The sequence below is a fragment of the Enterobacter cloacae subsp. cloacae ATCC 13047 genome, assembly GCF_000025565.1.
GTDB classification, from domain to species: Bacteria; Pseudomonadota; Gammaproteobacteria; order Enterobacterales; family Enterobacteriaceae; genus Enterobacter; species Enterobacter cloacae.
This window is the reverse complement of sequence record NC_014121.1, coordinates 206,261-231,298: the sequence shown is the minus strand read 5'-3', so window position 1 is coordinate 231,298 and position 25,038 is coordinate 206,261. Positions and strand designations below refer to the sequence as shown.

Here is a 25,038-nt window from a genome sequence, read left to right as displayed (position 1 = left end):
TCGTGCCTCTTACTGCTTCAGTTTGGGATCAAGTGCATCGCGCAGACCATCACCCATCAGGTTAAATGCCAGCACCGTCAGCAGAATTGCCAGACCCGGGAAGGTGACAACCCACCAGGCGCTTTGTGCGAACTGCAACACGTCGGAGAGCATCGTGCCCCACTCCGGTGTTGGCGGCTGCGCACCCATGCCCAGGAAGCCAAGAGCGGCCATATCAAGAATGGCGTTAGAGAAGCCGAGCGACGCCTGAACAATCAGCGGCGCAAGGCAGTTCGGGAAGATATTGACGAACATCTGGCGCATCGCACCGGCACCGGCCACGCGGGACGCGGTGACGTAGTCGCGGTTCACTTCCACCAGCACTGCCGCACGGGTTAAACGCACGTAGTGAGGGAGTGCCACGAAGGTCAGCGCAAGCGCGGCGTTACCGATCGACGGGCCAAATATCGCCACCAGCACCAGGGCCAGCAGCAGGCTTGGCAGCGCCAGCATGATGTCGACGATACGCATGATGATGTTATCAACAATGCCGCCAAAATAACCCGCAACCAGGCCGAGGATGATCCCCATGATCAGGGACAGCACCACCACCAGGCAGCCTACCAGCAGCGACAGACGCGCGCCGTACATCAGACGCGACAACACGTCGCGACCTACATCATCGGTACCCAACAGGTGAGCCAGGGCTCCCGCCGTCCTGCCATGCAGGGGGGGCCAGCAGCGCGTCACGGAACTGATCCGCCGGGTTATACGGTGCAAGCACGTTTGCAAACACGGCAATCAGGATCATGACAGAGACATAGACCAGCCCCACTACCGCGCCTTTATTACGCTTGAAGTAGTGCCAGAATTCCTGCAGCGGCGTCATTGGAACCGGTGCAGCAACCACTTTATTTTCAGAAACGTGTGACATGATGGCCCCTTACTTCTTATGACGAATACGCGGGTTCACCACGCCGTACAGCAAATCGACCAGCAGGTTGACGAGAATAATCATCGTCGCGACCAGCAATACACCGCCCTGCACGACCGGATAGTCACGGCGTTGCAGCGCGTCAATCAGCCAGCGGCCAAGGCCCGGCCAGGAGAAGATGGTTTCGGTCAGGATCGCCCCTGCCAGCAGCGTACCCACCTGCAGACCGATAACGGTCACCACCGGCAGCATGGCGTTACGCAGCGCATGAACGATGATGACTCGCATACGCGTCAGACCCTTGGCACGCGCGGTACGAATATAATCCTCGCCCAGCACTTCCAGCATTGACGAACGGGTCATACGCACGATTACCGCCAGAGGGATCGTGCCGAGCACCATCGCCGGCAGGATCATATGCGCGACCGCATCAATAAAGTTGCCCTCTTCACCCCATATCGCCGTATCAATCAGCATGAAGCCGGTCAACGGGTTGGAATCATCGAGGAAGACCATATCGCTGACGCGTCCGGAGACCGGCGTCAGGTTAAGCTGCACCGAGACCAGCATAATCAACATCATGCCCCACCAGAAGATCGGCATGGAGTAGCCGGTCAGCGCCAGGCCCACAGCGGTATGGTCAAAAATAGAGCCACGTTTAACGGCAGCCAGCACCCCGACAGGGATACCCACCGCAGTGGCAAAAATCATGGCGCAGATGCCAAGCTCCAGTGTCGCTTTAAAACGCGGCACGAACTCGTCCCACACCGGAAGACGGCTTTTCAGTGAAATCCCTAAGTCACCGTGCATAACGCCCCAGATATAGTGGAGGTACTGCTGCCACATCGGCTTATCGAGGCCGAGTTCAGCCAGCAACTGCGCATGACGTTCAGGGGAAATACCACGCTCGCCCGCCATAATCATTACCGGGTCGCCGGGGATCATATGGACGAAGGCAAAAGTGAGAAGGGTGATACCGATAAACGTGGGGATGACAAGTCCCAGACGTCGGAGGATGAACTGCAACATAACCCGGATTCTCTCTGAAGACGCACGACCAGTGGCGTGGCGTCTGTATTGCTCACAAATGTAACTTCCCTCTCCCGCGGGAGAGGGTTAGGGTGAGGGCAAGCATGGCACGCCCCTCACCCCTGCCCTCTCCCACAGGGAGAGGGAGAACACCCTACTGATTATTCAACAGATACGTTTTCGAAGTGGTGTTTGCCCAGCGGATCAACCACGTAGCCTTTCACTTCTTTGCGCACTGGCTCGTACACGGTGGAGTGAGCAACAATCAGAGCCGGAGCCTGATCGTGCATAACAACCTGTGCCTGCTTGTAGAGTTCAATACGTTTGTTGTGATCGTCGGTGGCACGTGCCGGCTGGATCAGGTCTTCAAACGGCTTGTAACACCAGCGAGAGTAGTTAGAGCCGTCTTTTGCCGCCGCACAGCTGAAGAGGGTGGCGAAGAAGTTGTCCGGATCCCCGTTGTCACCGGTCCAGCCCATCATCACTGCCTGATGCTCACCCGCTTTGGCGCGCTTCAGATACTCGCCCCACTCGTAGGTAACAATCTTGGCCTGAACGCCGATTTTCGCCCAGTCAGCCTGAACCATTTCAGCCATACGGCGTGCGTTCGGGTTGTACGGACGCTGTACCGGCATCGCCCACAGTTCAACGGTAAAGCCTTTATCCTGCCCTGCTTCCTTCAGCAGCGCTTTCGCTTTCTCTGGGTCGTAGGTGTAGTCTTTAACGTCATCGTTATAGCCCCACATGGTTGGCGGGATCAGGTTTTTAGCCGCAACGCCAGCGCCCTGGTAAACGGCCTTGATGATCGCTTCTTTGTTCACCGCATAAGTCAGCGCCTGACGCACTTTCACGTCATCAAACGGTTTCTTCTCGGTGTTGAAGGAGAGATAGCCCACGTTCAGGCCAGCCTGCTCCATCAGGTTGATATTCTTGTCCTGCTTCATGCGGGCGATATCAGCCGGGTTCGGGTAGGGCATAACCTGGCATTCGTTTTTCTGCAGTTTTGCGTAACGCACAGACGCGTCAGGCGTGATGGAGAAGACCAGACGGTCGATCTGTGGTTTGGTACCCCAGTAGCCCGGGAACGCTTTGTACAGAATACGGGAGTCTTTCTGGTACTGCAGCAGCTGGAACGGACCGGTACCGATTGGGTTCAGGTCCACTTTTTCCGGCGTGCCGGCTTTCAGCATGTTGTCCGCGTACTCTTTAGAGAGGATAGAGGCGAAGTCCATGGCCAGGTCTGCCAGGAATGGCGCTTCCGGGCGAGTCAGCACGAACTGAACGGTTTTATCGTCCACTTTTTTCACTTCAGCGATCAGGTCTGGCAGACCCATCCCTTCGAAGTACTCATAGCTGCCGCCGGACACTTTGTGGTACGGGTTCTGAGCGTTTTTCTGACGATCGAAGGAGAACACAACGTCATCGGCGTTGAAGTCGCGCGTTGGTTTGAATTCTTTGCTGTCCTGCCACTTCACGCCCTGGCGCAGGTGGAAGGTATAGGTTTTACCGTCTTCGCTGACGTCCCACTTCTCCGCCAGGCCAGGAATCACTTCCGTGGTGCCGGTTTTGAATTCAACCAGACGGTTATAGATCGGCACAGAGCTTGCGTCGTAAGTCGTACCAGAGGTAAAGAGCTGTGGGTTAAAGCCTTCCGGCGAGCCTTCAGAACAGTAAACCAGGGTTTTTGCCTGTACGCTTGCTGCCACGGTCATAGCCACCAGGCTCAGACCAAGCTTCAGCATCCCTGACTTCTTCAAGGAAATACTCATTATTCTGCTCCAATGTGATGTTTTGCTTTGTTGTGTTACGCCGCCTGACCTTTATTTATTTTTTACCCGGTCCGGTCGGTGATGCCCGAAGGCGTTAAAGGGATGGAGAATCCTTTCAGAAGAGCGTTGGAGTTGCAGCGCAGATCGTCCCTGAAATGCCCCTCGTGCCCTACAATCTGTCAACAGAATGTGAAAACGTCAATACAGGTGACGGGGATTTACGCTGAGTGTGAGAAACCGCAAACAAAGATTAAAAAAACTATGTACGCCAGTTTTCAGCAGGGAAATTTATGCTACTCGTCATGTTGCAGCACAAATATCTTCATATTTCGCAACAATCAGTGATTAACTTTTATTCAGAATGGGTAAATTTTCTTGCAGAACGGTGATTATCTGAGCACTAAATACCGCGAACGTTAAAACGCACAGCGAAAAATGCTGAGGTTATCCATAAGCAACGCGAAAAAAGATCAATCTATATATAAAAAAATACAATGGATTATGTCACAAAATCACTAACAGGCAGGAAGAAGCAGGACTAAGAGGTGTTTTGACTAATCTGGACGAATAAAGCGTTAATGCAAAAAGGGCTAACCTTGCGGTTAGCCCTTTTTAGAATGTGGTCGGCGAGAGAGGATTCGAACCTCCGACCCACTGGTCCCAAACCAGTTGCGCTACCAAGCTGCGCTACTCGCCGAATGCGGAGCGCATCTTACTGCTGAGGTGCGCCCCCGTCAATCCCTTAATTTAAAAAAGCCATTCAACTGGCGATAAACTCGCCAGGCAAGCTACTGCGCGGCTTTCTGGCTGCTTTCAGGCAGTTTGCACCAGTTGTTATTTTCGTTAATCCCCCCGTCCGGAGAGGTATAACCCAGGCAACCCATGATGGTGTCGTACAACTCAACGTGACGGCGCGGTACCTTAATTTCTGCCTGCTGTTTCAGATGAGCAAACATTTTGGCTTTGTCAGGGTTCTCCAGGTACTTATCTGACATCCACATAATCATCGGTACACGGAATTGCTCCGGCGGCGCCAGCTTACGCGGCGTACCGTGCAAATGCTCTTGCTCGTTGATGGACTCGCCATGATCAGCCGCATAGATCACAATCGCTTTCTTATCGCGAAGCTGGTCAATTACCCGGCTGAGGAACGTATCCACATACAGCACCGAGTTATCATAGGCATTAATCAGCTCCTGCTTGCTGCAGTATTTATTAATACCGATGCACTCAGGTTGCCATTTTGCGAAATCACGCGTGTAACGCTGATAGTAGCTGTAGTGCGATCCCTTGGTGTGCAGAACAATAAGATGCTTACCCTGCGGATGATTTTTCAGCGACTGCTCCATTTCTGAGAGTAGCAGCATGTCATCAACGGTCTTACCGCGGTTACGCGGCTCGGCGCCAATCTGCTCACGGTACGCGATGTTATCGGCAAGGGTGTTGGTGTAGAACCACATCTCACTTTGCATGGCGAACAAGTCTGAGCTGAAGCCAAGCTGCTTTAGTACGGCAAATACATTCTGCTCTTTAAGAGTACGCTGCGGGTTATCACTCGCACCGCCTTCACGTACAAACATACAGCGCAGCGAAAGCTTTGTGGCGGTATCACAAGAATAGCCGCGGTAAGCCACCAGGTTCTTTTCCTGTGCCAGTTTAGGCGTGGTATCACGGTCATAGCCCAGAATACCCATATGATCCCAGCGCGTTGTTTCACCAATAACAAACACGACGTAAGTATCATCGAGCCCGTCAGCGGGTGCCTCGTAGTGGAATTTTTTGGTCGGATTCATCAGCGATTTCACATCGCTGGATTCATCCGCCTGCGCCCAGGCATAGAGACCTAACGCTGAAAGCCAGTTTGACGGCAGATACGAGTTGGCCACAACGCCGCCATAGCTTGGCATATCGACACCCGTTGCCTTTTCGATGCGTTTTTGCTGTTTTTCCATCAGGCGAATAGGCGCCCATACCAGCAAACCGGCCAGCAGGACCACGGCGACAGTGCGGATCCGCTGTCCACGAGTGCGCAACTGGCGTAACAACGTATAGCGGCAGGTATTACTCCAGATAAAGAAGAGTGGGAGCAGACAGGTTAAAATTGTCCAGACGATAAAGCCTTTACCCACAACCTCTTTCGAGAGATCAATGTCAGTGGTCATTACCGACGCAACGATACCGTAGCCAATGACGACGTTCATAAAGGTCATGTAATAGCTGGCGGCGGCGGAAATTATCACCACCAGCGAGGCCAGAATTTGCCACGTGCGACGGCCGAAGAGAGATAACAGGCGTAACAAGAAAAATGTCGCGAGGACGGAGCCGAACACTTCAATAGCGGCAAAAATTCCATTTCTTACGGTGAGGTCTTCGAAATAACCTTCCACTCGTCTGAACAGCACCGCGCCATTCAGAAATAATCCGATATAGACAGCCAGCATCAGACACAATCTTTGCTGGGTAATAGACCTAATGTATTTCATGCAAACAACCCTGGGGGAAGGGGTATAAAAACCCGCCGAATCTCAGTGAGAAAGCGGACAGAGTAAGTAAATGCGTAAGAAAGCGTTATCAGAAACGTCTACAAGCGCCGTAAGTAGACCACAGCGGGAGAGAAAAGTGGCAGCGGAGAATGTGATCGGTGCAAATTTTTACAAAATAACAAGTCTGGAAGCATATCAAATAAAGGTTAAAGAGGCCGTTAAGGCCTCTTTAATTTAGGTTAAGCATGTGCTTCATTAAACACTTCGCGCTGCGGCTGCCGAATCGTCGTCGACAGGGCCAGTGAAATAATCAACAGGGCGAATATTACGCAGAAGGTGACATAGAATCCGCCGAACAGCGAGGCAATTAACGAGCCGCAAATGCTGCCGATGCCAAAGCCTAAGTAAATCACGCCGTAATTTTTCGCCAGGTTGTTCAGACCAAAGAACTCGCTCACCAGTGACGGGAACACCGTGATGGTGCCGCCGAAGTTAAAGGCCACGCAGGCAATCGCAGCAAAGAAAGTCGCTTCATTCAGGGGCGCAAACAGCAGAGCCGCCATACCCACCAGTGAAACCACCTGTCCAAGGGTAATCACGCGGATACGGGCAATCTTGTCGGACAGGATACCCAGCACCAGACGACCAGACAGGTTAGCGATAGAGATCACGGTCACCGCATTTGCCGCCGTCATGGCATCCAGTTTAACCATGCCCTGCGCGATATCTTTCGCCACACCAATCACATACAGGCCACTCATGCAGGCCGTCAGGAACATCACCGCCAGCATCCAGTACTGGGGTTTACGCATGGATTGAGCCAGGGTGAAGTCATTCTCCATCACGCCGTTAACGGTTTTCACTTCCTGCTGCGGTGCGTCTTTCATCAGCGTCGCGCCAAACAGGATCATCACCAGGACGATAGCCCCCCAGATCATGAAGGTTTTTTCGAGGCCAACCGACGCCAGCAGATGAGAGTCGATAAATTTAAATCCGAGGCTGCCCAGGCCATAAGAACCGATGGCAAACGCGGAGATTAACCCTTTACGCTCCGGGAACCATTTGACGCAGTTCGACAGGGTCAGCAGATAACCGGCACCGTCCGCCAGACCGACCAGTACCCCGGCGCTCAGCCAGAGCATCAACAGGTTGTTTGAATACGCCGTCAGGAAAAAGCCCAATCCCAGCAGGATCCCCGAGGCCATCGTGACGCGTTTCACGCCGAACCGCTCCTGCAATTTGCCCGCAACCGAAGAGGACAGCGCCAGCCCAAGGCTTAGCAAACCGAAAGAGAACGCCACCTGACTGATCGGCGCGCCGAGCTTGTCGGAAAGGGCACTGTTAAACAGGCTCCAGGTATAGACCGAGCCCAACGCAAACTGGGTGACGATGGTGCCAAAGAGCGTCAGCCAGCGTGTACGATTGTAGGAAGATGTATTCATGGCAGTTGTCCTGCAAGAGAAAGTAAGGGAATTTGCTGAGGACAACGATAAACAAAACCCTGATACCGCTGGGGGAAAACGGCATGAGATGCAGGAGAAACGGAATGAAATGCCTAGAATTGGGAATGAACGACCTTGCCGGGGAATGAAGCGACAGAATGTTAGTGCACGCTATCGCTACAACCCCCACGGTTATTGTATTCAAGATGTTAACGTGACGTTTAAAATAGTAACAACGTTAGAAATTTGCACTTACGCCCAGGGTGTACAAAAACTGCTCTCCCGTCGTGCTGTCCTCCCCCTGCGCTAAGGAAGCATACGCCGCCATGTGCGAGGTGAAAGGAATATCGGTGCCTACGGTGACATCCATCCAGTTGCCATTTTGAGCCGGGGCAGGCGTTTGCGGCATCCCGAACTGGGATTTCCACTGATTTTCACCATACTGCTGGTTATAGCTAATCTGCGCCCAGGGACGAAGTTCGCCATATTGCGTATCCACGCGCCAGCCTAGCGTACTCACGCTGGCATGCCACAGGGGATCGGTCAGCGCCTGGGTTGTCACGCTATCACCAAACTCATTAATCATCATGGGCGTGGTGCCGTCATAACGCCATGCCACCACCGGGCCGGTCGTAACATGACCCGCCAGCGGAAAATTCCAGCCGACGCTCATCGCCCCCGCGGAGGTCGAGCCAGAGGGCAGATTCAGAGCCAGCCCCGGCGCATTTTGCGAAGACTGGATGCGCTCCGCCAGGATATCGTCATAACGCGGTTGGTGATCCGCATCCCATGTATAGCGTTCCGCCGTATTACTTTGCGGGTCTGAAACGATATATTCCTGTTGCCAGGCAAATGCTGAGTGACCAGAAAGCAGACAGGCTGAAATCCCCACCAGGCCAGAAACAGCATGGCGACCACTGATTTTTTTTATCATCAAAGCGACTCCAGAGAGAGCCGAATTCGGCGATTTTTATCATTGTTCAGGAAGAGGTTTTTAGGGTTTATGGCCCTGTATTAACTATTGTCTTTACAGGTCACACGTCAAGCCTGACGGAATGAAATTTTTGCGATAACCGTGTCATAAGGGAGATAACCGATGCAACGTTGCGGTTGGGTAAGCCAGGATCAGCTCTATATCGACTATCACGATCGGGAATGGGGCGTGCCGGAAACGGACGGCAAAAAACTTTTCGAGATGATCTGCCTGGAGGGTCAGCAGGCGGGTTTGTCATGGATTACGGTATTGAAGAAACGCGAAAACTACCGCAATGCCTTTCATCAGTTCGATCCCGTCCGGGTCGCCGCGATGACCGACGACGACGTGGAGCGACTGGTGCAGGATGCAGGCATCATCCGCCATCGCGGTAAGATCCAGGCCATTATCGGTAACGCACGCGCTTACCTGGCAATGGAACAAAACGGTGAACCGTTCTCAGAGTTTGTCTGGACGTTTGTGAATAACGATCCGCAAATCACGCAGGCCGCCACGCTCGCGGAAATTCCCGCCTCGACTCCGGCCTCGGACGCACTCTCGAAAGCGCTGAAAAAACGCGGCTTTAAGTTTGTCGGCTCCACCATCTGCTACGCCTTTATGCAGGCCTGTGGCCTGGTCAATGACCATGTTACCGGCTGCTTCTGTCATCCGGGAGGCCATCATGATCCGCAAATGGCAAAGTGAGAATACCGCGTCGCTGTTGAGCCTATGGCTTGAAAGTACCACGGAAGCGCATCCGTTTATTGAGGCGAGCTACTGGAAAGAGAACGAAGCCATGGTGCGGGACGTTTATCTGCCGTCGGCCGAAACCTGGGTCTGGGAACAGGATGGCGAACCTTACGGGTTTATCAGCGTGATGCAGTCTCAGTTTGTCGGCGCACTATTTGTCGCACCGGCGTACATCGGCAAAGGCATCGGACGCGCGCTGCTGAACCACGTTCAACAGCGCTTCCCGCATTTAAGCCTGGAGGTGTATCAAAAAAATGTCCGGGCGGTGAATTTCTACCATGCTCAGGGCTTTCGCATCGAGGACAGCGCCTGGCAGGACGACACCCAACACCCGACGTGGATCATGAGCTGGCAGGCGGATCAAACGCCGTCAGAGTAAGCTCGGGGCCCTGATATTTCTCAACCCATGCCAGCGCCGTATTGCCTGCGCAGCCATTCCCCAGCTTCGAGCTGGGGAGATCTTTGGTCAGCACGTTAACGGCACCGTTTTTACAAATACCGCTCTCGTCCAGGTCCGGCCACGCGCCCTGGTGGATGCAGATCACGCCTGGTTTGATTCCGTCGCTCACCACCGCTCCGGCCAACACCTGCCCACGATGATTCCAGACGCGCACCAGATCGCCATCCGCAATCCCGCGCGCTTTCGCATCTTCAGCATGAAGCGTGATCGGCTCCCGCCCGGCGACCGCATACTGCTCGCGCAGCGACGAATAGTTAAGCTGGCTGTGCAGGCGATGCGCGGGGTGCGCGGATAACACCTGGAGCTGCTCCGGCTGGGCATTGCCGTGCCACTCATCCGGTTCAAGCCATGTGGGATGCGCAGGACAATCCGCGTACCCAAAGCGGGCAATGCGCTCACTGTAAATCACAATCTTTCCGCTCTCGGTTTTCAGCGGATGGTTCTCCGGGTCGCGACGGAAATCGGCGAAACGGACAAACTGCGCGTTCTGCTCGCTCTCCGGCATTTCGAAAATCGCGTTCGCTTCCCAGAATTCCGCAAACGGCGGCAGCGTCACCCCCTGGGCCGCACCGCGCTGAGCGGCAATCTGATAGAACGTTTCCAGCCACTCAAGATCGGTTTTCCCTTCGGTGAAACGCTCACGACCGCCTGCTTCCCACCGTTCGCTCAGTTCCGCAAATACGTCAAAATCATCACGCGCTTCATCCCGCGGTGCGACCACACGCTTCATCGGCACCATATGCTGGTTGCTGTAGTCACCGGTCATGGTGAGATCGTTACGCTCGTACGAGGTCGTGGCCGGCAGCACGATATCGGCATGTTTGGCGGAGGCGGTCCAGAAGCATTCCGAAATCACCACCAGCTCCGGCTTCTGCCAGGCGCGGATAAGACGATTGGTATCCTGATGGTGCGTGAAATTCGCCCCACCCGCCCACCAGACAAACTTAATATCCGGGAAATGGCGGTCCAGACCGTTATGCTGATAAAATCCGCCCGGGTTTTCCAGGGCTTCAACAATACGCGCCACCGGAATTTTATCCACGGCATCAACGCCGCCCTTCACCGATCCCTGCATGGAGGCCAGCACGGCGGCTTTACGGGTGGGGTTGCCGCCATTGGCGAAGTGATAAGAGAGCCCAAACCCGCCGCCCGGCGTACCAATTTGCCCAAGCATCGCGGCAAGCGTTACCAGCATCCAGTGTTTTTGCTCGCCAAACTGCTGGCGCTGCATGCCCCAACCGGACATCAACATCGTGGTGTTTTCATGGAACAACGCGGCCAGTTCACGGAGCTTGTCAGCCGGAATGCCACAAATATCGGCTGCCCACGCTGCCGTTTTGGCAACACCATCCGTTTTACCCGTCAGATAATCGGCGAATTTGTCGAAGCCCGATGTGCAACGCGCGAGGAAGTCGGCGTCGTGCCAGCCCTTCTCTACCAGCGTGTGGGCGATACCCAGCATCATCGCCACGTCAGTACCCATATGCGGGGCGAGCCATTCGGCACTGTCACCAAAGAAATCCATGGTTTCAGAGCGCATGGGGTCAATACAGATGATGCGCTTACCGCTCTTGCGCAGCGCATCAAAATAGCCAATACCCTGCTCGTCGGAAGCATTCCAGGCAATTTTTAGCGTGTTGAGAGGGTTGGCACTCCACAGCACCACCACCTCGGTATGCTCCAGTACCAGCGGCCAGCTGGTCTGCTGCTGATAAACCTCATTACCGCCGACGACGTACGGCATGATCGCCTGCGCCGCGCCGGTGGAGTAATCCCCCAGATGACCCGTGTAGCCGCCGGCCAGGCTCATGTAGCGCTGCAGCAATGTCGATGCTTTATGCAGTACGCCGTTAGAACGCCAGCCGTAAGAGCCGGCAAAAATGGATGCAGGCCCATAGCTGTCGCGGATGCGCTTGTGCTGGGCGTGGATCAGCGCCAGCGCGTCATCCCAGCTCACACGCACAAACTCATCCTGACCACGAATGCCCTGCGGCTTGTCCGGCGAAGCCAGAAATCCTTTACGCACCATCGGCCAGCGCACACGGGTTTTGCTGTGCACCTGATCGCGAACGACGGTCTGTAAAGAGTTAGGGTGTTGTGTTGGCAATGCCCCACGGGAAGACAGGACATTTTCGCCGTCGGTTTCGACCAGCATCGGCCCCCAGTGGGCGGCGGTCAGAATGGTTTTTGTTGAGGTGCTCAAAGCGTGCGCTCCTGGTTGCGTGCAGGTTTACGGTCTTGTTATTGAGGCCGTTTATGGTTTGTCACAAATTTCAGAGTTATCCCCGGAATTTTCTCCGTATCCGGACGTCATAATCAACTGCCACGTCCGTCGTGGCAAAGAATAAAAAGGATTAAGGAAAGAAGATGAAAAAACGCGTACTCGTTATTGCCGCTCTGGTGAGCGGTGCACTGGCTGTTTCTGGCTGCACAACAAACCCATACACCGGTGAACGCGAAGCGGGTAAATCCGGCATCGGCGCGGGTATCGGTTCACTGGTCGGGGCGGGTGTAGGTGCGCTCTCCTCCTCCAAAAAAGACCGCGGTAAAGGCGCGCTGATTGGCGCAGCGGCAGGCGCAGCACTCGGCGGCGGCGTGGGTTATTACATGGATGTGCAGGAAGCGAAGCTGCGCGACAAAATGAAAGGCACAGGCGTGAGCGTCACGCGCAGCGGTGACAACATCATCCTGAATATGCCTAACAACGTGACCTTCGACAGCAGCAGCGCAACGCTGAAACCTGCCGGTGCGAATACCCTGACCGGCGTGGCGATGGTGCTAAAAGAGTACAACAAGACCGCCGTGAATGTGATTGGCTACACCGACAGCACCGGCAGCCAGGAACTGAACATGCGTCTGTCTCAGCAGCGTGCGGATTCCGTGGCCAGCTCGCTGATCACCCAGGGCGTTGAAGCGAACCGTATCCGCACCAGCGGTATGGGCCCGGCAAACCCTATCGCCAGCAACAGCACGGCGGAAGGCAAAGCGCAGAACCGCCGCGTTGAGATTACGTTAAGTCCAATTCAGTAATCGCATTTCCCCCTCTCCCCGTGGGAGAGGGTCGGGGTGAGGGCATCAGACCGCACACCCCGACATGAACCACTTGCCATCGTTGATTTTCCCGCTAAGGTATTCTCACTAAAGTCAGGGAATTCAGTGATGAGCAAACCAACGCGGGCCACCATCAGCGACGTGGCAAAAGCCGCCAGAACCGGTAAAACCAGTATTTCACGCTATCTCAACGGCGAGAAACACCTGCTTTCCGATGCGCTGCTGGCACGTATTGAGCAGGCCATTGCCGATCTCGACTACCGCCCCAGCATCATGGCGCGCGGACTTAAACGTGGCCGTACCCGCCTTATCGGGCTTATCATCGCCGATATTACCAACCCCTACTCGGTAAACGTGCTGAGCGGTATCGAAGCCGCCTGTCGCGAGAAAGGTTTTACCCCGCTGGTCTGTAACACCAACAATGAGGTGGACCAGGAGCTGCATTATCTCGATCTGCTGCGCAGCTACCAGGTGGAAGGTATCGTGGTCAATGCCGTGGGTATGCGCGAGGAAGGGTTAAACCGGCTGCAACAGTCTTCCCTGCCGATGGTGCTCATCGATCGTAAAATCCCGGAGTTCGCCTGCGATGTTGTCGGGCTGGATAATACCCAGGCGGCCACGACTGCAACCGAGCATCTGATCGAACAGGGCTTCGAAGCAATTCTGTTCCTGAGCGAGCCGCTGGGCATGGTGAATACCCGTCGTGAGCGCCTGAATGCATTTCGTGCCACCCTGGAGCGTTATCCCGGAGTGATCGCCGAAAACGCCGAAACTCCGCTTCATGAAGCCGACCAGCTCGACAATACCCTGCGTCAGTTCCACACGCGCCATCGCGGGATGCGCAAAGCTGTGATTTCGGCCAACGGGGCGCTGACGCTTCAGGTCGCCCGCTCGCTCAAACGCATTGGCCTGCACTGGGGTAGCGATATCGGCCTGCTGGGTTTCGATGAACTGGAGTGGGCAGAACTGGCCGGGGTAGGCATCACCACGCTCAAACAGCCGACCTGGCAAATCGGCTATGCCGCTGTTGAACAAGTGGTTCGTCGCATTGAAGGGATCAGCGATGCCGTGCGCGAGCAGGTCTTTTCTGGCGAGCTGATTGTCCGCGGCTCCACCGCCCGTTAATTTCCCCTTGTGATGACGATCATAAATTCAACATCCTGAACTTTTCTTTGGAACCGGTTCCATCTAGCGTAATAGTATCGATGTACGTTTGATGGAGTTCCTGAATGGGCAGAAAAATAATGGTGGTCACCGCCGCGTATGGTGCGGATCAGGTGCGACAGGCTGGCGGCCAACGGGCGATGCTGCCCGTGATTGCCGGTGCGGGTGCCGACGGCGTTGAGATCCGCCGGGAGCTGTTCAACAGCGAAGAGCTACAGGCGCTGCCTGCGCTGGGTGAATCCATTGAGCTGCTGGGCCTGCTGGCGTGTTATTCCGCCCCCGCCCCCCTGTTTATGCCCGACGGTGCCCTCAACCCCGACCTTCCCCGCTACCTTTCCGAAGCCAGCACGCTCAACGCGCTGTGGCTGAAGGTATCCCTGGGACATTTCAGCGGCACCCGGCCGCTTACCGCCCTGCGCGCTTTGCTCAATGAGAGCGGCATGGCACTGGTGGTGGAAAACGACCAGACCGACTGCGGCCAGCTTGCGCCGATGCAGCGCTTCCAGGCCGCCTGCCGGGAAATGGCGCTCCCCGTCACGCTGACCTTCGACATGGGTAACTGGCTGTGGGTCGGCGACTCGCCGGAAGAAGCGGCAACCCGTCTGGCTCCGGCGGTCAGCTATATCCACGTGAAAGCCGCCGTACCGCATAAAGCACAGTTCCGCGCCGTCGCGCCGGATCGCGCCGATGCGCGCTGGCTGGCCCTGCTCAGTCAGTTGCCTGCCGATGCCCCACGCGGGATCGAGTTCCCGCTGGAAGGGGCGGACTTAACCGCTGTCACCCGGCATTACGTTAACCTGCTGCGCGAGGAGTAAACCATGCACAAGACACTGGATGTGATCACTATCGGTGAAGCCATGGCGATGTTTGTCGCTACCGAAACCGGTGAGCTGAGCACGGTTGAGCACTTTATCAAACGCGTGGCAGGCGCAGAGCTGAATGTGGCAACGGGGCTGGCACGCCTCGGCCTGAAAACAGGCTGGGTCAGCCGCGTGGGTGACGACAGCTTTGGTCACTTCGTTCTTGATTCGCTGAAAAAAGAGGGGATTGATGCCGCAGGCGTAACGCTCGATGGACGCTTCCCGACCGGCTTTCAGCTTAAATCTAAAGTCGAAAATGGAACCGATCCCATCGTGGAATACTTCCGCAAAGGGTCGGCGGCAAGCCATCTCTCGGTGGAAGATTATCACGCCGACTACTTTGCGAGTGCACGCCATCTGCACCTGAGTGGTGTGGCAGCCGCGTTGTCAGCCAGCTCGTATGAACTGCTCGATCATGCCGCGACCACCATGAAGGCCCAGGGGAAAACGATCTCTTTCGATCCTAACCTGCGCCCGGTGTTGTGGAAAAGCGAGGCGGAGATGGTCGAGAAGCTGAACCGTCTGGCATTCCAGGCGGACTGGGTTCTGCCGGGGGTGAAAGAAGGCGTGATCCTCACCGGTGAAAACACGCCGGAAGGGATTGCCGATTTTTACCTGAATAAAGGGGTAAAAGCGGTGGTACTGAAAACCGGTGCTGATGGCGCATGGTTTAAAACCGCGGATGGTGAACAGGGCGCGGTCGCGGCCGTGAAGGTTGAGAACGTAGTCGATACCGTCGGCGCGGGCGATGGCTTTGCCGTCGGGGTCATTAGCGCCCTGCTGGAAGGCAAACCGCTGCCGCAGGCCATCGCCCGGGGCAACTGGATCGGCTCGCTGGCCATTCAGGTGCAGGGCGACAGTGAAGGATTGCCGACGCGCGCGCAGCTTAACGAGTAAATCCCTTCTCCCGTGGGAGAGGGGCCAGGGTGAGGGCAACGACCCGCACATATAATTAAACCACCGTGTACCCTACAGACAACGGCGGTAACCACCTCAACAACAGAGGCAAGCCTATGAACAGTTCGACCAATGCAGTAAAACGCTGGTGGTACATCATGCCAATCGTGTTTATCACGTACAGCCTGGCGTACCTTGATCGTGCCAACTTCAGTTTCGCATCCGCCGCGGGGATCACCGAAGACCTCGGGATCACCAAAGGTATTTCATCTCTGCTGGGCGCCCTTTTCTTCCTGGGCTACTTCTTCTTCCAGATCCCCGGCGCGATCTACGCCGAACGCCGCAGTGTGCGTAAGCTGATCTTCGTCTGTCTGATCCTGTGGGGCGCCTGCGCGTCGCTTACCGGCGTGGTCAATAATATCCCTGCCCTGGCCGCTATTCGCTTTATCCTTGGGGTAGTTGAGGCGGCGGTGATGCCCGCAATGCTGATCTACATCAGCAACTGGTTTACCAAATCTGAACGTTCCCGTGCGAACACCTTTCTGATCCTCGGTAACCCGGTCACCGTACTGTGGATGTCAGTGGTGTCCGGCTACCTGATCCAGTCTTTCGGCTGGCGTGAGATGTTTATCATCGAAGGGGTGCCGGCAATCATCTGGGCCTTCTGCTGGTGGGTGCTGGTAAAAGATAAGCCTGCTCAGGCGAAATGGCTCTCCGAAGATGAAAAAGCCGCACTGCAGGCGCAGCTGGATAAAGAGCAGCAAGGGCTGAAGGCGGTGCGTAACTATGGCGAAGCCTTCCGCTCCCGCAACGTGATCCTGCTGTGCGCGCAGTATTTTACCTGGAGTATCGGCGTGTACGGTTTCGTACTGTGGTTGCCGTCAATTATCCGCAGCGGCGGGGAAAATCTCGGTATGGTGGAAGTCGGCTGGCTCTCCTCCGTGCCCTATCTGGCGGCAACTATCGCGATGATCATCGTCTCCTGGGCATCGGACAAACTGCAAAATCGTAAGCTGTTTGTCTGGCCACTGCTGCTGATCGCTGCCTTTGCTTTCATCGGCTCCTGGGCCGTGGGCGCAAACCACTTCTGGGTCTCCTATACGCTGCTGGTGATTGCCGGTGCGGCGATGTACGCCCCGTATGGTCCCTTCTTCGCCATCATCCCGGAGATGCTGCCGCGTAATGTGGCAGGCGGCGCGATGGCACTGATTAACAGTATGGGTGCGCTCGGTTCGTTCTGCGGCTCCTGGTTCGTCGGTTACCTTAACGGTGCAACCGGCAGCCCGTCAGCCTCATACATCTTTATGGGAGTGGCACTTTTCGCCTCAGTATGGCTTACTCTGATTGTTAAGCCTGCTAATAATCAACAACTCCCCGTCGGCGCACGCCACGCCTGAATCATTAAAAATCAACGGAGATAAGCATGAAGCCGTCCGTCATTTTGTATAAAGCACTGCCTGATGATCTGCAAAAACGCCTGGAAGAACACTTCACCGTCACGCAGGTGAAGAACCTAAGCCCGGAGACGGTGGCACAACACGCCGGGGCGTTCGCCCGAGCCGAAGGCCTGCTGGGTTCAAGCGAAAAAGTGGATGTCGCGTTGCTGGAAAAAATGCCGAAGCTTCGTGCTACCTCAACCGTTTCCGTGGGTTACGACAATTTTGACGTGGACGCCCTCAACGCGCGCAACATTCTGCTGATGCATACGCCACATGCCCTGACGGAGACCGTGGCCGACACGCTGATGGCGCTGATGCTCAGCACTGCCCGCCGCGTGGTGGAGGTGGCCGAGCGCGTCAAAGCGGGCGAGTGGACAAAAAGCATCGGCCCGGACTGGTTCGGTGTGGATGTTCATGGCAAAACGCTGGGGATTGTTGGCATGGGCCGGATCGGCCTGGCGCTGGCGCAGCGTGCGCATTTCGGTTTTAACATGCCGATTCTGTATAACGCACGTCGCCATCACAGCGAAGCCGAAGAACGCTTCAACGCCCGCTATTGCGAGTTGGATACGCTGTTGCAGGAAGCGGATTTTGTCTGTCTGATCCTGCCTCTGACGGACGAAACCCGGCATCTGATTGGCAAAGCGGCGTTTGCAAAGATGAAGAAATCCGCCATTTTCATCAATGCGGGTCGTGGCCCGGTCGTGGATGAGAAGGCGTTAATTGAGGCGCTACAAAACGGTGAGATCCATGCGGCCGGTCTGGACGTGTTTGAACAGGAGCCGCTGCCGGTGGATTCGCCGCTGCTTTCGCTGCCTAACGTGGTCGCGCTGCCCCATATTGGTTCTGCGACGCACGAGACGCGTTACAACATGGCGGCCACCGCGGTGGATAATCTGATCGCCGCGCTGAACGGAAACGTGGAGAAAAACTGCGTCAATCCACAGGTCCAACAGTAGAAACGAAAAAACCCGCCAGAAGGCGGGTTTTTAAATTCTTTGCTACTGGGTTGGAAGCTTACAGGCTTACAACGTTACCAGCTGCTGGGCCTTTAGCGCCGCTTTCGATGGTGAAGGACACTTTCTGACCTTCGTCCAGAGATTTGTAGCCATCGTTCTGGATAGCAGAGAAGTGTACGAACACGTCTTTAGAGCCATCGTCAGGAGTGATGAAGCCGAAACCTTTATCAGCGTTGAACCATTTTACCAGACCAGTCATTTTAGCAGACATAGAATTACCTTAATTAACAAATATATTGTGCCTTCCGGCTTGATGGGTTGCGTTACAGATTTTTAAGCGATGAAGGAAGGGTCACTACGAAGGGTATCTATGGATAACAATCTGGACTGCTTTACTAAACTGCTTTAGGTCTGTGTAACAAACCGACGCGAACAGTTATACCGATGTGGTAGAGGAATGACAAGCGTTATTTTAGTCATAAGTAAAAAACCCCGCCTGAAGCGGGGTTTTTTCGGTTTATTCTGTGGCAGCGACGGCTGCGCTCCACGCCTGACTAAAGGCCTGGTGCTGAGAGGCCAGCGGCCCAATCAGCGTATTGTACTGACTCGCCTGCTGCGAGGTTGGGAACTGAATACCGTTGGCAACAAAGCTCACCTGCGTCCCCTGCTGGGAGATAAAATCCCCTACCTGAACCAACTGCTGCGTGAAGATCTGCGCGGCGGGGATCAGCGGTTGCAGGGCATCCGAAGGTTTGGTCACCACTTTCTCATACACTTTGTCGAAGACCGGTTTGAGATCGTCGCCCTGTTTCAACGCGGAACGTGACGCGTCAGCCTGCATTTTCGCGTTCTGCAATTGCTGGCTCAGCACGCCGAGCGCACCGTTAGACTGGCGAAGCGGTTCACGTTGGGTGACATAATCCTGCGGGACACGGATGGCGTTAACGCTATCCACAACCGGACGAATGCCGGAGTCCATCGCCTGGCTTACCTGCTGTGAATAACCATACAGAATGGCGTAATCAGACACGAAGGGGCCAAACTGTTTTTTCTGATCCGCAGTCAGCGTCGGCAAACGCTCGCCGCTGCGCATCACTGTATTCTGCAGAAAATCGATAAACGCTTTGCGCTGATCGCCTTCTTTATCAAAACACCCACTCAGGCTAACAACCATCAACAACGCCGCAATAGGCGCAAACCAGCGAGAGCAGGACTTTCCTGTCGCCATTTCATTACTCCTTTCACCCAAAAAAGCGCACATCGGCACACGCGTGCCCAACGCTGACAAGGATAGTCCAGGTCAGCGCTGCAAGATACTCTTTTCATGCAAAACGGCTATTGCCATTTTATTTCTTACTCTTTACAAAAAAATACCTGGCGAAGCCGACATATGGTTAATCAGGTAATTAGCATAACTATCCGCATAGCTGAAACGGATAAAGCGATCGTTACCGCACGATTAATCACAAGCGTGATGATCCTTCGTTTGTATTAGGGACTATTCTTAATGGGCTCTCTGATGTTCTTGATCCCGGTGTGTGATTTAAGAGGAGTTCTCAATGGAATATAAAGATCCTGAGTTTGAGCTGCTGAGCAGCCTGGAACAGATTATTTTTAAAGATGTACCGCAGACAGTGACCCTGCAACAGAAATCCAATCCCTTTACAGAATATGAGCAATTGCGCAAAGGGACAGGTTTAAAAACAGATGAATTCGCCAGAGCGATGGGTGTCAGCGTAGCGATGGTGCTGGAGTGGGAGTCGAAACGAGAGAAACCCACGCCAACCGAGTTAAAGCTGATGCGCCTGATTCAGGCCAACCCTGCACTCAGCAAACAGATAGCGTGATGCAGTACCGTGAATTACCGCCCCCGCCTTTGCGGGGGTTTATGTTTTAAAGGCCTTCACAATGCCAGCCCGTCTCCTCCCACACCAGTTCATGCGTTAACGCCAACCCTTGCAGAAAGCTTTCATCATGGGACACCACCAGCAGTGCTCCGGGGAAACCGGCCAGCGCCGCTTCAATCGCCTGGACCGATGCCAGGTCCAGATGGTTGGTCGGTTCATCAAGCAGTAAAAGCTGCGTGGCGTGCTCGCGCCACAACACGCAGGCCAGGGCGGCTTTCAGACGCTCACCTCCGCTCAACTCTGCCAGCGGCAGTGAGACTTTATCCGCCCCCAGTTGAAGCTGTGCCAGGCGGGTGCGCAGCGTCCCCTCTTCCAGCGGCGTATTGCTCAGATTGAGATGTGCCATAACCGACTGCGTCAGATCCAGCTGCGACAGGTGCTGATCGAGATACGCACACGTCACCGATACCTTACAACTGCCTGCACGGGGTGCGGTTTCACCGAGGATGACTTTTAACAGCGTTGATTTACCGCAGCCATTGGGCCCCCTGAGCGCCACGCGCATCGGGCCGTCCATCCGCCAGTTCATTGGCGGAAGTGAGACATGCGGCAATTGCAGTTCCTCCAGCACCAGCACCTGTTTTCCCTCAGCAATCTGGCTTCCCGGCAGGGTAAACATGATCGGGGCGTCTTCTTCAACCCGTTCCCGCGCCTTGTTTACCGCGGCATTCAGCACATCGTTTTGATCGCTGTGCTGTTTTTTCCACGAGCCGATACGCTCTTTTGCCGCCGCTTTATATTTGACCCGCTCAAACGACGCGATATTCAGGGTATCGACCGTGCGTATGGTCTTCGCCGAACGCCGCTGGCTGTCATCATGCTCTTTTTGCATTCGCGCGCGGGTGCGTTTGCGCTCCGTTGCCGCATGCTCCAGCGCCGCGCGGGCAGCCTGCTGTTCGGCATCCCGTTGCTGTTTATAGTCTGCATAATTGCCGCCGTAGCTGCGCAGCCCGGAGGGGCTCAGCTCAAGAATACGTGGCACCTGCGCCAGTAACTCACGATCGTGAGAGGCAACCAGCACGCCGCCCTGATAACGGCGCAACTGGTCGTAAAACCACGCCCGGCCTTGTCGATCCAGATGGTTGGTGGGTTCATCCAGCAACAGGAAATCCGCCTCAGCCGTAAATGCACCGCACAACAGGGCACGGATCCGCTCGCCACCGCTGAATTCGGCGGCAGGTTTATCGGGGTCAAACGGTGGCAGTTTCGCCTGGAGAAACGCCTCGTTCAGGCGTTCTGCTAAATCCCAGTAGCCGTCGAGCATCTCCAGATCGTCAGGCTGGTAATCGCCGCGATCGATGCGCTTACGCGCTGCAAAAATCGCGTCATAACCAAGCAGTTCAGCAAGCGTTGTCTGTGGGGAGATATCCTGCTGTTGTGCCACATAGACATGTGAGGCAAAACGCTCAATATGACCACTGGCAGGTTCATCCAGCCCCGCCAGCATGCGCAGCAGACGCGTTTTCCCGCTGCCATTACGACCAACGAGCGCACACAGGGATGTCTCCAGAGAGAGGTTCAGCGGGCCAAAAAGAATATTGCCCGTCGCAAACTGACAGGTGACCTGATGCAAAATAAAAGAAGGGGACTGCGCAAAATGAGCCATAAGCACTCCTGAATGAAATCAAAACATCCCCTGCCGACGCGATCGCGTTTAGCAAGGATCGAAATTCATCAGTCGTGTTTGTTCATTTTCGGAATGCGCTCCTGAGGGAGAAAGTTAACGCCGATAAGGATAGCGGTAATATGTTGACCATTTCAAGATTAAATTTTCACCCGCACGCCATAAAAAAACCCGCCGAAGCGGGTTTTTAGCCTGTACATGCCCGGCGGGCACATTACTGCAGCAGCGAGATATCCGCCACGCGCAGGAACAGCTCACGCAGTTTTTCGAGCATAGAGAGACGGTTAATACGCAGATCTTTATCTTCCACGTTGACCATCACTTTTTCGAAGAAGGCGTCGATAACGTCACGCAGTTCCGCCAGTTCTACCAGCGCTTCCTGATAACGGCCTTCTGCGAAGTATGGCTCCAGCTTGTCACGCAGCACCACAACCTGCATCGCCAGGGCGATCTCTTCCGGCTCTTTCAGCGTCGCGGCGTTCACACGCTCGTTCAGCGTTTCGTCAGATTTCGCCAGAATGTTGGAGACACGCTTGTTCGCCGCCGCCAGGGCAGATGCCGCTTCCAGCGTACGGAAGTGAGAAACCGCCTTCATACGCGCATCGAAGTCAGCCGGACGCGTTGGACGACGCGCCAGCACCGCCTGAATGGTATCCACGGTGTAACCTTCGTCCTGATACCACGCGCGGAAGCGACCGAGCATAAAGTCGATCACGTCATCCACCACGTTGGCATTGGTCAGCTTGTCACCGTACAGACGCACCGCTTCTTCAGTCAGAGTCTGCAGATCGAGGTTCAGGTTCTTCTCAACGATGATACGCAACACGCCCAGCGCCGCACGACGCAGCGCGAACGGGTCTTTGTCGCCTTTTGGATGCTGGCCGATACCGAAGATCCCCGCCAGGGTATCCATTTTATCGGCAATCGCGACCGCACAGGCAACCGGGTTAGACGGCAGTTCATCGCCTGCAAAGCGCGGCTGATACTGTTCGTTCAGGGCGACCGCCACATCTTCCGCTTCGCCATCGTGACGCGCGTAGTGCATGCCCATAACGCCCTGGGTGTCGGTAAACTCGAACACCATGTTGGTCATCAGGTCGCACTTGGAGAGCAGACCCGCACGGGTGGCATGGTTAACGTCCGCGCCGATTTCACGGGCGATCCAGCCGGACAGCTCCGCGATACGGTCGGTCTTGTCGCGCAGCGTACCCAGCTGCTGCTGGAACAGCACGGTCTGCAGGCGCGGCAGGTTATCTTCCAGACGTTTTTTACGGTCGGTATTGAAGAAGAACTCCGCATCCGCCAGACGTGGACGCACCACTTTCTCGTTACCGGAGATAATCTGCTGCGGATCTTTCGATTCGATGTTCGCCACGAAGATAAAGTTTGGCAGCAGCTTGCCGTCGTTGGCATAAACCGGGAAGTATTTCTGGTCACCCTTCATGGTGTATACCAGCGCTTCTGCCGGAACCGCGAGGAATTTCTCTTCAAACTTCGCGGTCAGCACAACCGGCCATTCCACCAGCGAGGTGACTTCTTCCAGCAGGCTGTCGCTCAGGTCAGCGTTACCGCCAATCTTGCGCGCCGCTTCTTCTGCGTCCGCTTTAATTTTGGCTTTACGCTGTTCGTAGTCAGCAATGACTTTACCGCGCTCCAGCAGGATCTGCGGATACTGGTCGGCATTGTCGATGGTGAACTCTGGCTCGCCCATAAAGCGGTGGCCGCGAATGACGCGATCGGACGCCACGCCCAGAATGGTCGCCGGAATAACGGTGTCGCCCAGCAGCAGGGTCACGGTGTGTACCGGACGCACGAAGTGTACGTCGGACGCGCCCCAGCGCATCAGCTTAGGAATGGGCAGCTTAGCCAGCGAAGTGGCGATCATGTTTGGCAGCAGTGCTTCTGCGCGTTCACCTTTTACGTGAGCGCGATACAGCAGCCATTCGCCTTTGTCAGTGGTCAGACGCTCGGCCTGGTCAACGGTAATACCGCAACCACGCGCCCAGCCTTCTGCCGCTTTGCTTGGCTTGCCTTCCGCATCGAACGCCTGGGCAATCGCCGGGCCACGTTTTTCCACTTCACGATCCGGCTGAGACGCCGCCAGATTTGCCACCTTCAGCGCCAGACGACGCGGAGCAGCAAACCACTCAATTTTACCGTGCGCCAGGCCAGCGTTATCCAGCTCGGCAGTCACGTTCGCAGCAAAAGATTCAGCCAGGCTGCGCAGGGCTTTTGGTGGCAGCTCTTCGGTGCCAATTTCCACCAGGAAAGTTTTCTCAGACATGGCCGCCTCTTATTTGTTTCGGTTGCACATCGGGAAGCCAAGGGCTTCACGGGACGCATAGTAAGCTTCTGCAACGGCTTTGGTCAGGGTACGAATACGCAGAATGTAGCGCTGACGTTCAGTCACGGAGATCGCTTTGCGGGCGTCCAGCAGGTTGAAGCTGTGGGCGGCCTTCAGAATACGCTCGTAGGCAGGCAGCGGCAGCGGAGTCTCTAGCGCCAGCAGTTGCTGCGCTTCTTTCTCGTACTGCTCGAAGCAGGTGAACAGGAAGTCCACGTCCGCGTATTCGAAGTTATAGGTGGATTGTTCCACTTCGTTCTGATGGAACACGTCGCCGTAAGTGGTTTTACCCAGCGGGCCGTCGCTCCAGACCAGGTCGTAAACGCTGTCTACGCCCTGAATGTACATTGCCAGACGTTCCAGACCATAGGTGATTTCACCGGTGATCGGCTTACATTCCAGACCGCCAACCTGCTGGAAGTAGGTAAACTGGGTCACTTCCATGCCGTTCAGCCACACTTCCCAACCCAGACCCCAGGCACCCAGCGTTGGGTTTTCCCAGTTATCTTCCACGAAACGAATGTCGTGAATGGTCGGATCCATACCCAGCTCTTTCAGTGACCCAAGGTACAGTTCCTGAATATTGTCTGGCGATGGCTTAATGACCACCTGGAACTGATAGTAGTGCTGCAGACGGTTTGGGTTTTCGCCGTAACGGCCATCGGTCGGACGACGGGAAGGCTGCACATAAGCAGTTGCCATTGGCTCTGGCCCCAACGCGCGTAAGCTGGTCATCGGGTGTGAGGTGCCTGCGCCGACTTCCATGTCCAAAGGTTGAACAATGGTGCAGCCCTGGCGAGCCCAGTAATCCTGTAAGGTCAGGATCAGGCCCTGGAAGGTCTTGGTATCAAACTTTTGCATAGTATTTCGTGCTGGATACGTGTGGTTTTAAATGGAAGGGACCAGTATACCCGCTGGCTGCAAGATATACAGTACGAAACGGGGTTGTTTAGGGAAAATTGGGAAATAAGCGT

The 25,038-nt window shown here is 55.3% G+C and carries 20 protein-coding genes, 1 tRNA gene and 1 pseudogene; 9 read left to right on the top strand and 13 right to left on the bottom strand.

Features of this window, described 5'->3' with window-relative positions; genetic code table 11:
• Window positions 1-9: 9 nt before the first annotated feature.
• The 7 genes and pseudogenes from dppC to ECL_RS01080 form a co-directional block, all read right to left on the bottom strand.
• Window positions 10-913, bottom strand: a pseudogene (gene dppC / locus ECL_RS01110) (dipeptide ABC transporter permease DppC).
• 9 nt (window positions 914-922) lie between these two features.
• Complete coding sequence (gene dppB / locus ECL_RS01105; protein WP_014830232.1) at window positions 923-1,942, bottom strand: dipeptide ABC transporter permease DppB; 1,020 nt, start codon at window positions 1,940-1,942, stop codon at window positions 923-925.
• A 161-nt stretch (window positions 1,943-2,103) separates the two neighbouring features.
• Window positions 2,104-3,711 carry a dipeptide ABC transporter periplasmic-binding protein DppA gene (gene dppA, locus ECL_RS01100; RefSeq protein WP_023620080.1) on the bottom strand — a complete coding sequence of 536 codons (1,608 nt, stop codon included), beginning with the start codon at window positions 3,709-3,711 and terminating at the stop codon, window positions 2,104-2,106.
• A 620-nt stretch (window positions 3,712-4,331) separates the two neighbouring features.
• A tRNA-Pro gene (locus ECL_RS01095) sits at window positions 4,332-4,408 on the bottom strand.
• Window positions 4,409-4,499: 91 nt separating this feature from the next.
• Window positions 4,500-6,194 carry a kdo(2)-lipid A phosphoethanolamine 7''-transferase gene (gene eptB / locus ECL_RS01090; protein WP_023620079.1) on the bottom strand — a complete coding sequence of 565 codons (1,695 nt, stop codon included), beginning with the start codon at window positions 6,192-6,194 and terminating at the stop codon, window positions 4,500-4,502.
• A gap of 239 nt (window positions 6,195-6,433) precedes the next feature.
• Window positions 6,434-7,636, bottom strand: coding sequence for an L-lactate MFS transporter (locus ECL_RS01085; RefSeq protein WP_013094986.1), 1,203 nt, complete (start codon window positions 7,634-7,636; stop codon window positions 6,434-6,436).
• 238 nt (window positions 7,637-7,874) lie between these two features.
• Window positions 7,875-8,573, bottom strand: a complete 699-nt coding sequence (locus ECL_RS01080) for an autotransporter domain-containing protein (RefSeq protein WP_023620076.1) — start codon at window positions 8,571-8,573, stop codon at window positions 7,875-7,877.
• Window positions 8,574-8,732: 159 nt separating this feature from the next.
• Here ECL_RS01080 and tag point away from each other — a divergent pair, with 159 nt between their 5' ends.
• Complete coding sequence (gene tag, locus ECL_RS01075; RefSeq protein ID WP_013094984.1) at window positions 8,733-9,314, top strand: DNA-3-methyladenine glycosylase I; 582 nt, start codon at window positions 8,733-8,735, stop codon at window positions 9,312-9,314.
• Complete coding sequence (locus ECL_RS01070; RefSeq protein ID WP_013094983.1) at window positions 9,292-9,738, top strand: N-acetyltransferase; 447 nt, start codon at window positions 9,292-9,294, stop codon at window positions 9,736-9,738. The genes tag and ECL_RS01070 overlap by 23 nt, the downstream gene beginning before the upstream one ends.
• On the opposite strand, the gene ECL_RS01065 is transcribed toward ECL_RS01070, so the two are convergent.
• Window positions 9,701-12,022 carry a molybdopterin guanine dinucleotide-containing S/N-oxide reductase gene (locus ECL_RS01065; RefSeq protein ID WP_013094982.1) on the bottom strand — a complete coding sequence of 774 codons (2,322 nt, stop codon included), beginning with the start codon at window positions 12,020-12,022 and terminating at the stop codon, window positions 9,701-9,703. The genes ECL_RS01070 and ECL_RS01065 overlap by 38 nt on opposite strands.
• Window positions 12,023-12,186: 164 nt before the next feature.
• Between ECL_RS01065 and ECL_RS01060 the strand changes: the two genes are divergently transcribed.
• The 6 genes from ECL_RS01060 (at window position 12,187) to ghrB (ending at window position 18,189) form a co-directional block, all read left to right on the top strand.
• On the top strand, window positions 12,187-12,849 hold the full coding sequence (locus ECL_RS01060; RefSeq protein WP_013094980.1) for an OmpA family lipoprotein: 663 nt from the start codon (window positions 12,187-12,189) through the stop codon (window positions 12,847-12,849).
• 129 nt (window positions 12,850-12,978) lie between these two features.
• Complete coding sequence (locus tag ECL_RS01055; protein WP_013094979.1) at window positions 12,979-13,995, top strand: LacI family DNA-binding transcriptional regulator; 1,017 nt, start codon at window positions 12,979-12,981, stop codon at window positions 13,993-13,995.
• 104 nt (window positions 13,996-14,099) lie between these two features.
• Window positions 14,100-14,849 (top strand): sugar phosphate isomerase/epimerase family protein, encoded by a 750-nt coding sequence (locus ECL_RS01050; RefSeq protein WP_013094978.1) that lies wholly within the window; start codon window positions 14,100-14,102, stop codon window positions 14,847-14,849.
• Window positions 14,850-14,852: 3 nt separating this feature from the next.
• Window positions 14,853-15,791 carry a sugar kinase gene (locus tag ECL_RS01045; RefSeq protein ID WP_013094977.1) on the top strand — a complete coding sequence of 313 codons (939 nt, stop codon included), beginning with the start codon at window positions 14,853-14,855 and terminating at the stop codon, window positions 15,789-15,791.
• Between the two features lie 116 nt (window positions 15,792-15,907).
• The gene (locus ECL_RS01040; RefSeq protein ID WP_013094976.1) at window positions 15,908-17,188 is read left to right on the top strand and encodes an MFS transporter; all 1,281 of its coding nucleotides are present in this window, start codon (window positions 15,908-15,910) and stop codon (window positions 17,186-17,188) included.
• 26 nt (window positions 17,189-17,214) lie between these two features.
• Window positions 17,215-18,189, top strand: coding sequence for a glyoxylate/hydroxypyruvate reductase GhrB (gene ghrB, locus ECL_RS01035; protein ID WP_013094975.1), 975 nt, complete (start codon window positions 17,215-17,217; stop codon window positions 18,187-18,189).
• 58 nt (window positions 18,190-18,247) lie between these two features.
• Here ghrB and cspE read toward each other — a convergent pair whose 3' ends face one another.
• Both cspE and ECL_RS01025 read right to left on the bottom strand, forming a co-directional pair.
• On the bottom strand, window positions 18,248-18,460 hold the full coding sequence (cspE, locus tag ECL_RS01030) for a transcription antiterminator/RNA stability regulator CspE (protein ID WP_003860775.1): 213 nt from the start codon (window positions 18,458-18,460) through the stop codon (window positions 18,248-18,250).
• A gap of 246 nt (window positions 18,461-18,706) precedes the next feature.
• Window positions 18,707-19,417 carry a DUF3053 domain-containing protein gene (locus ECL_RS01025; RefSeq protein WP_013094974.1) on the bottom strand — a complete coding sequence of 237 codons (711 nt, stop codon included), beginning with the start codon at window positions 19,415-19,417 and terminating at the stop codon, window positions 18,707-18,709.
• A gap of 331 nt (window positions 19,418-19,748) precedes the next feature.
• On the opposite strand from ECL_RS01025, the gene ECL_RS01020 reads away from it, so the two are divergent.
• On the top strand, window positions 19,749-20,036 hold the full coding sequence (locus ECL_RS01020) for an HTH-type transcriptional regulator (RefSeq protein ID WP_013094972.1): 288 nt from the start codon (window positions 19,749-19,751) through the stop codon (window positions 20,034-20,036).
• Between the two features lie 46 nt (window positions 20,037-20,082).
• On the opposite strand, the gene ECL_RS01015 is transcribed toward ECL_RS01020, so the two are convergent.
• The 3 genes from ECL_RS01015 to glyQ form a co-directional block, all read right to left on the bottom strand.
• The gene (locus tag ECL_RS01015) at window positions 20,083-21,702 is read right to left on the bottom strand and encodes an ABC-F family ATP-binding cassette domain-containing protein (RefSeq protein WP_013094971.1); all 1,620 of its coding nucleotides are present in this window, start codon (window positions 21,700-21,702) and stop codon (window positions 20,083-20,085) included.
• A gap of 232 nt (window positions 21,703-21,934) precedes the next feature.
• Window positions 21,935-24,004, bottom strand: a complete 2,070-nt coding sequence (gene glyS, locus ECL_RS01010; RefSeq protein WP_013094970.1) for a glycine--tRNA ligase subunit beta — start codon at window positions 24,002-24,004, stop codon at window positions 21,935-21,937.
• Between the two features lie 9 nt (window positions 24,005-24,013).
• Window positions 24,014-24,925, bottom strand: coding sequence for a glycine--tRNA ligase subunit alpha (glyQ, locus tag ECL_RS01005; protein ID WP_003860141.1), 912 nt, complete (start codon window positions 24,923-24,925; stop codon window positions 24,014-24,016).
• Window positions 24,926-25,038 lie beyond the last annotated feature (113 nt).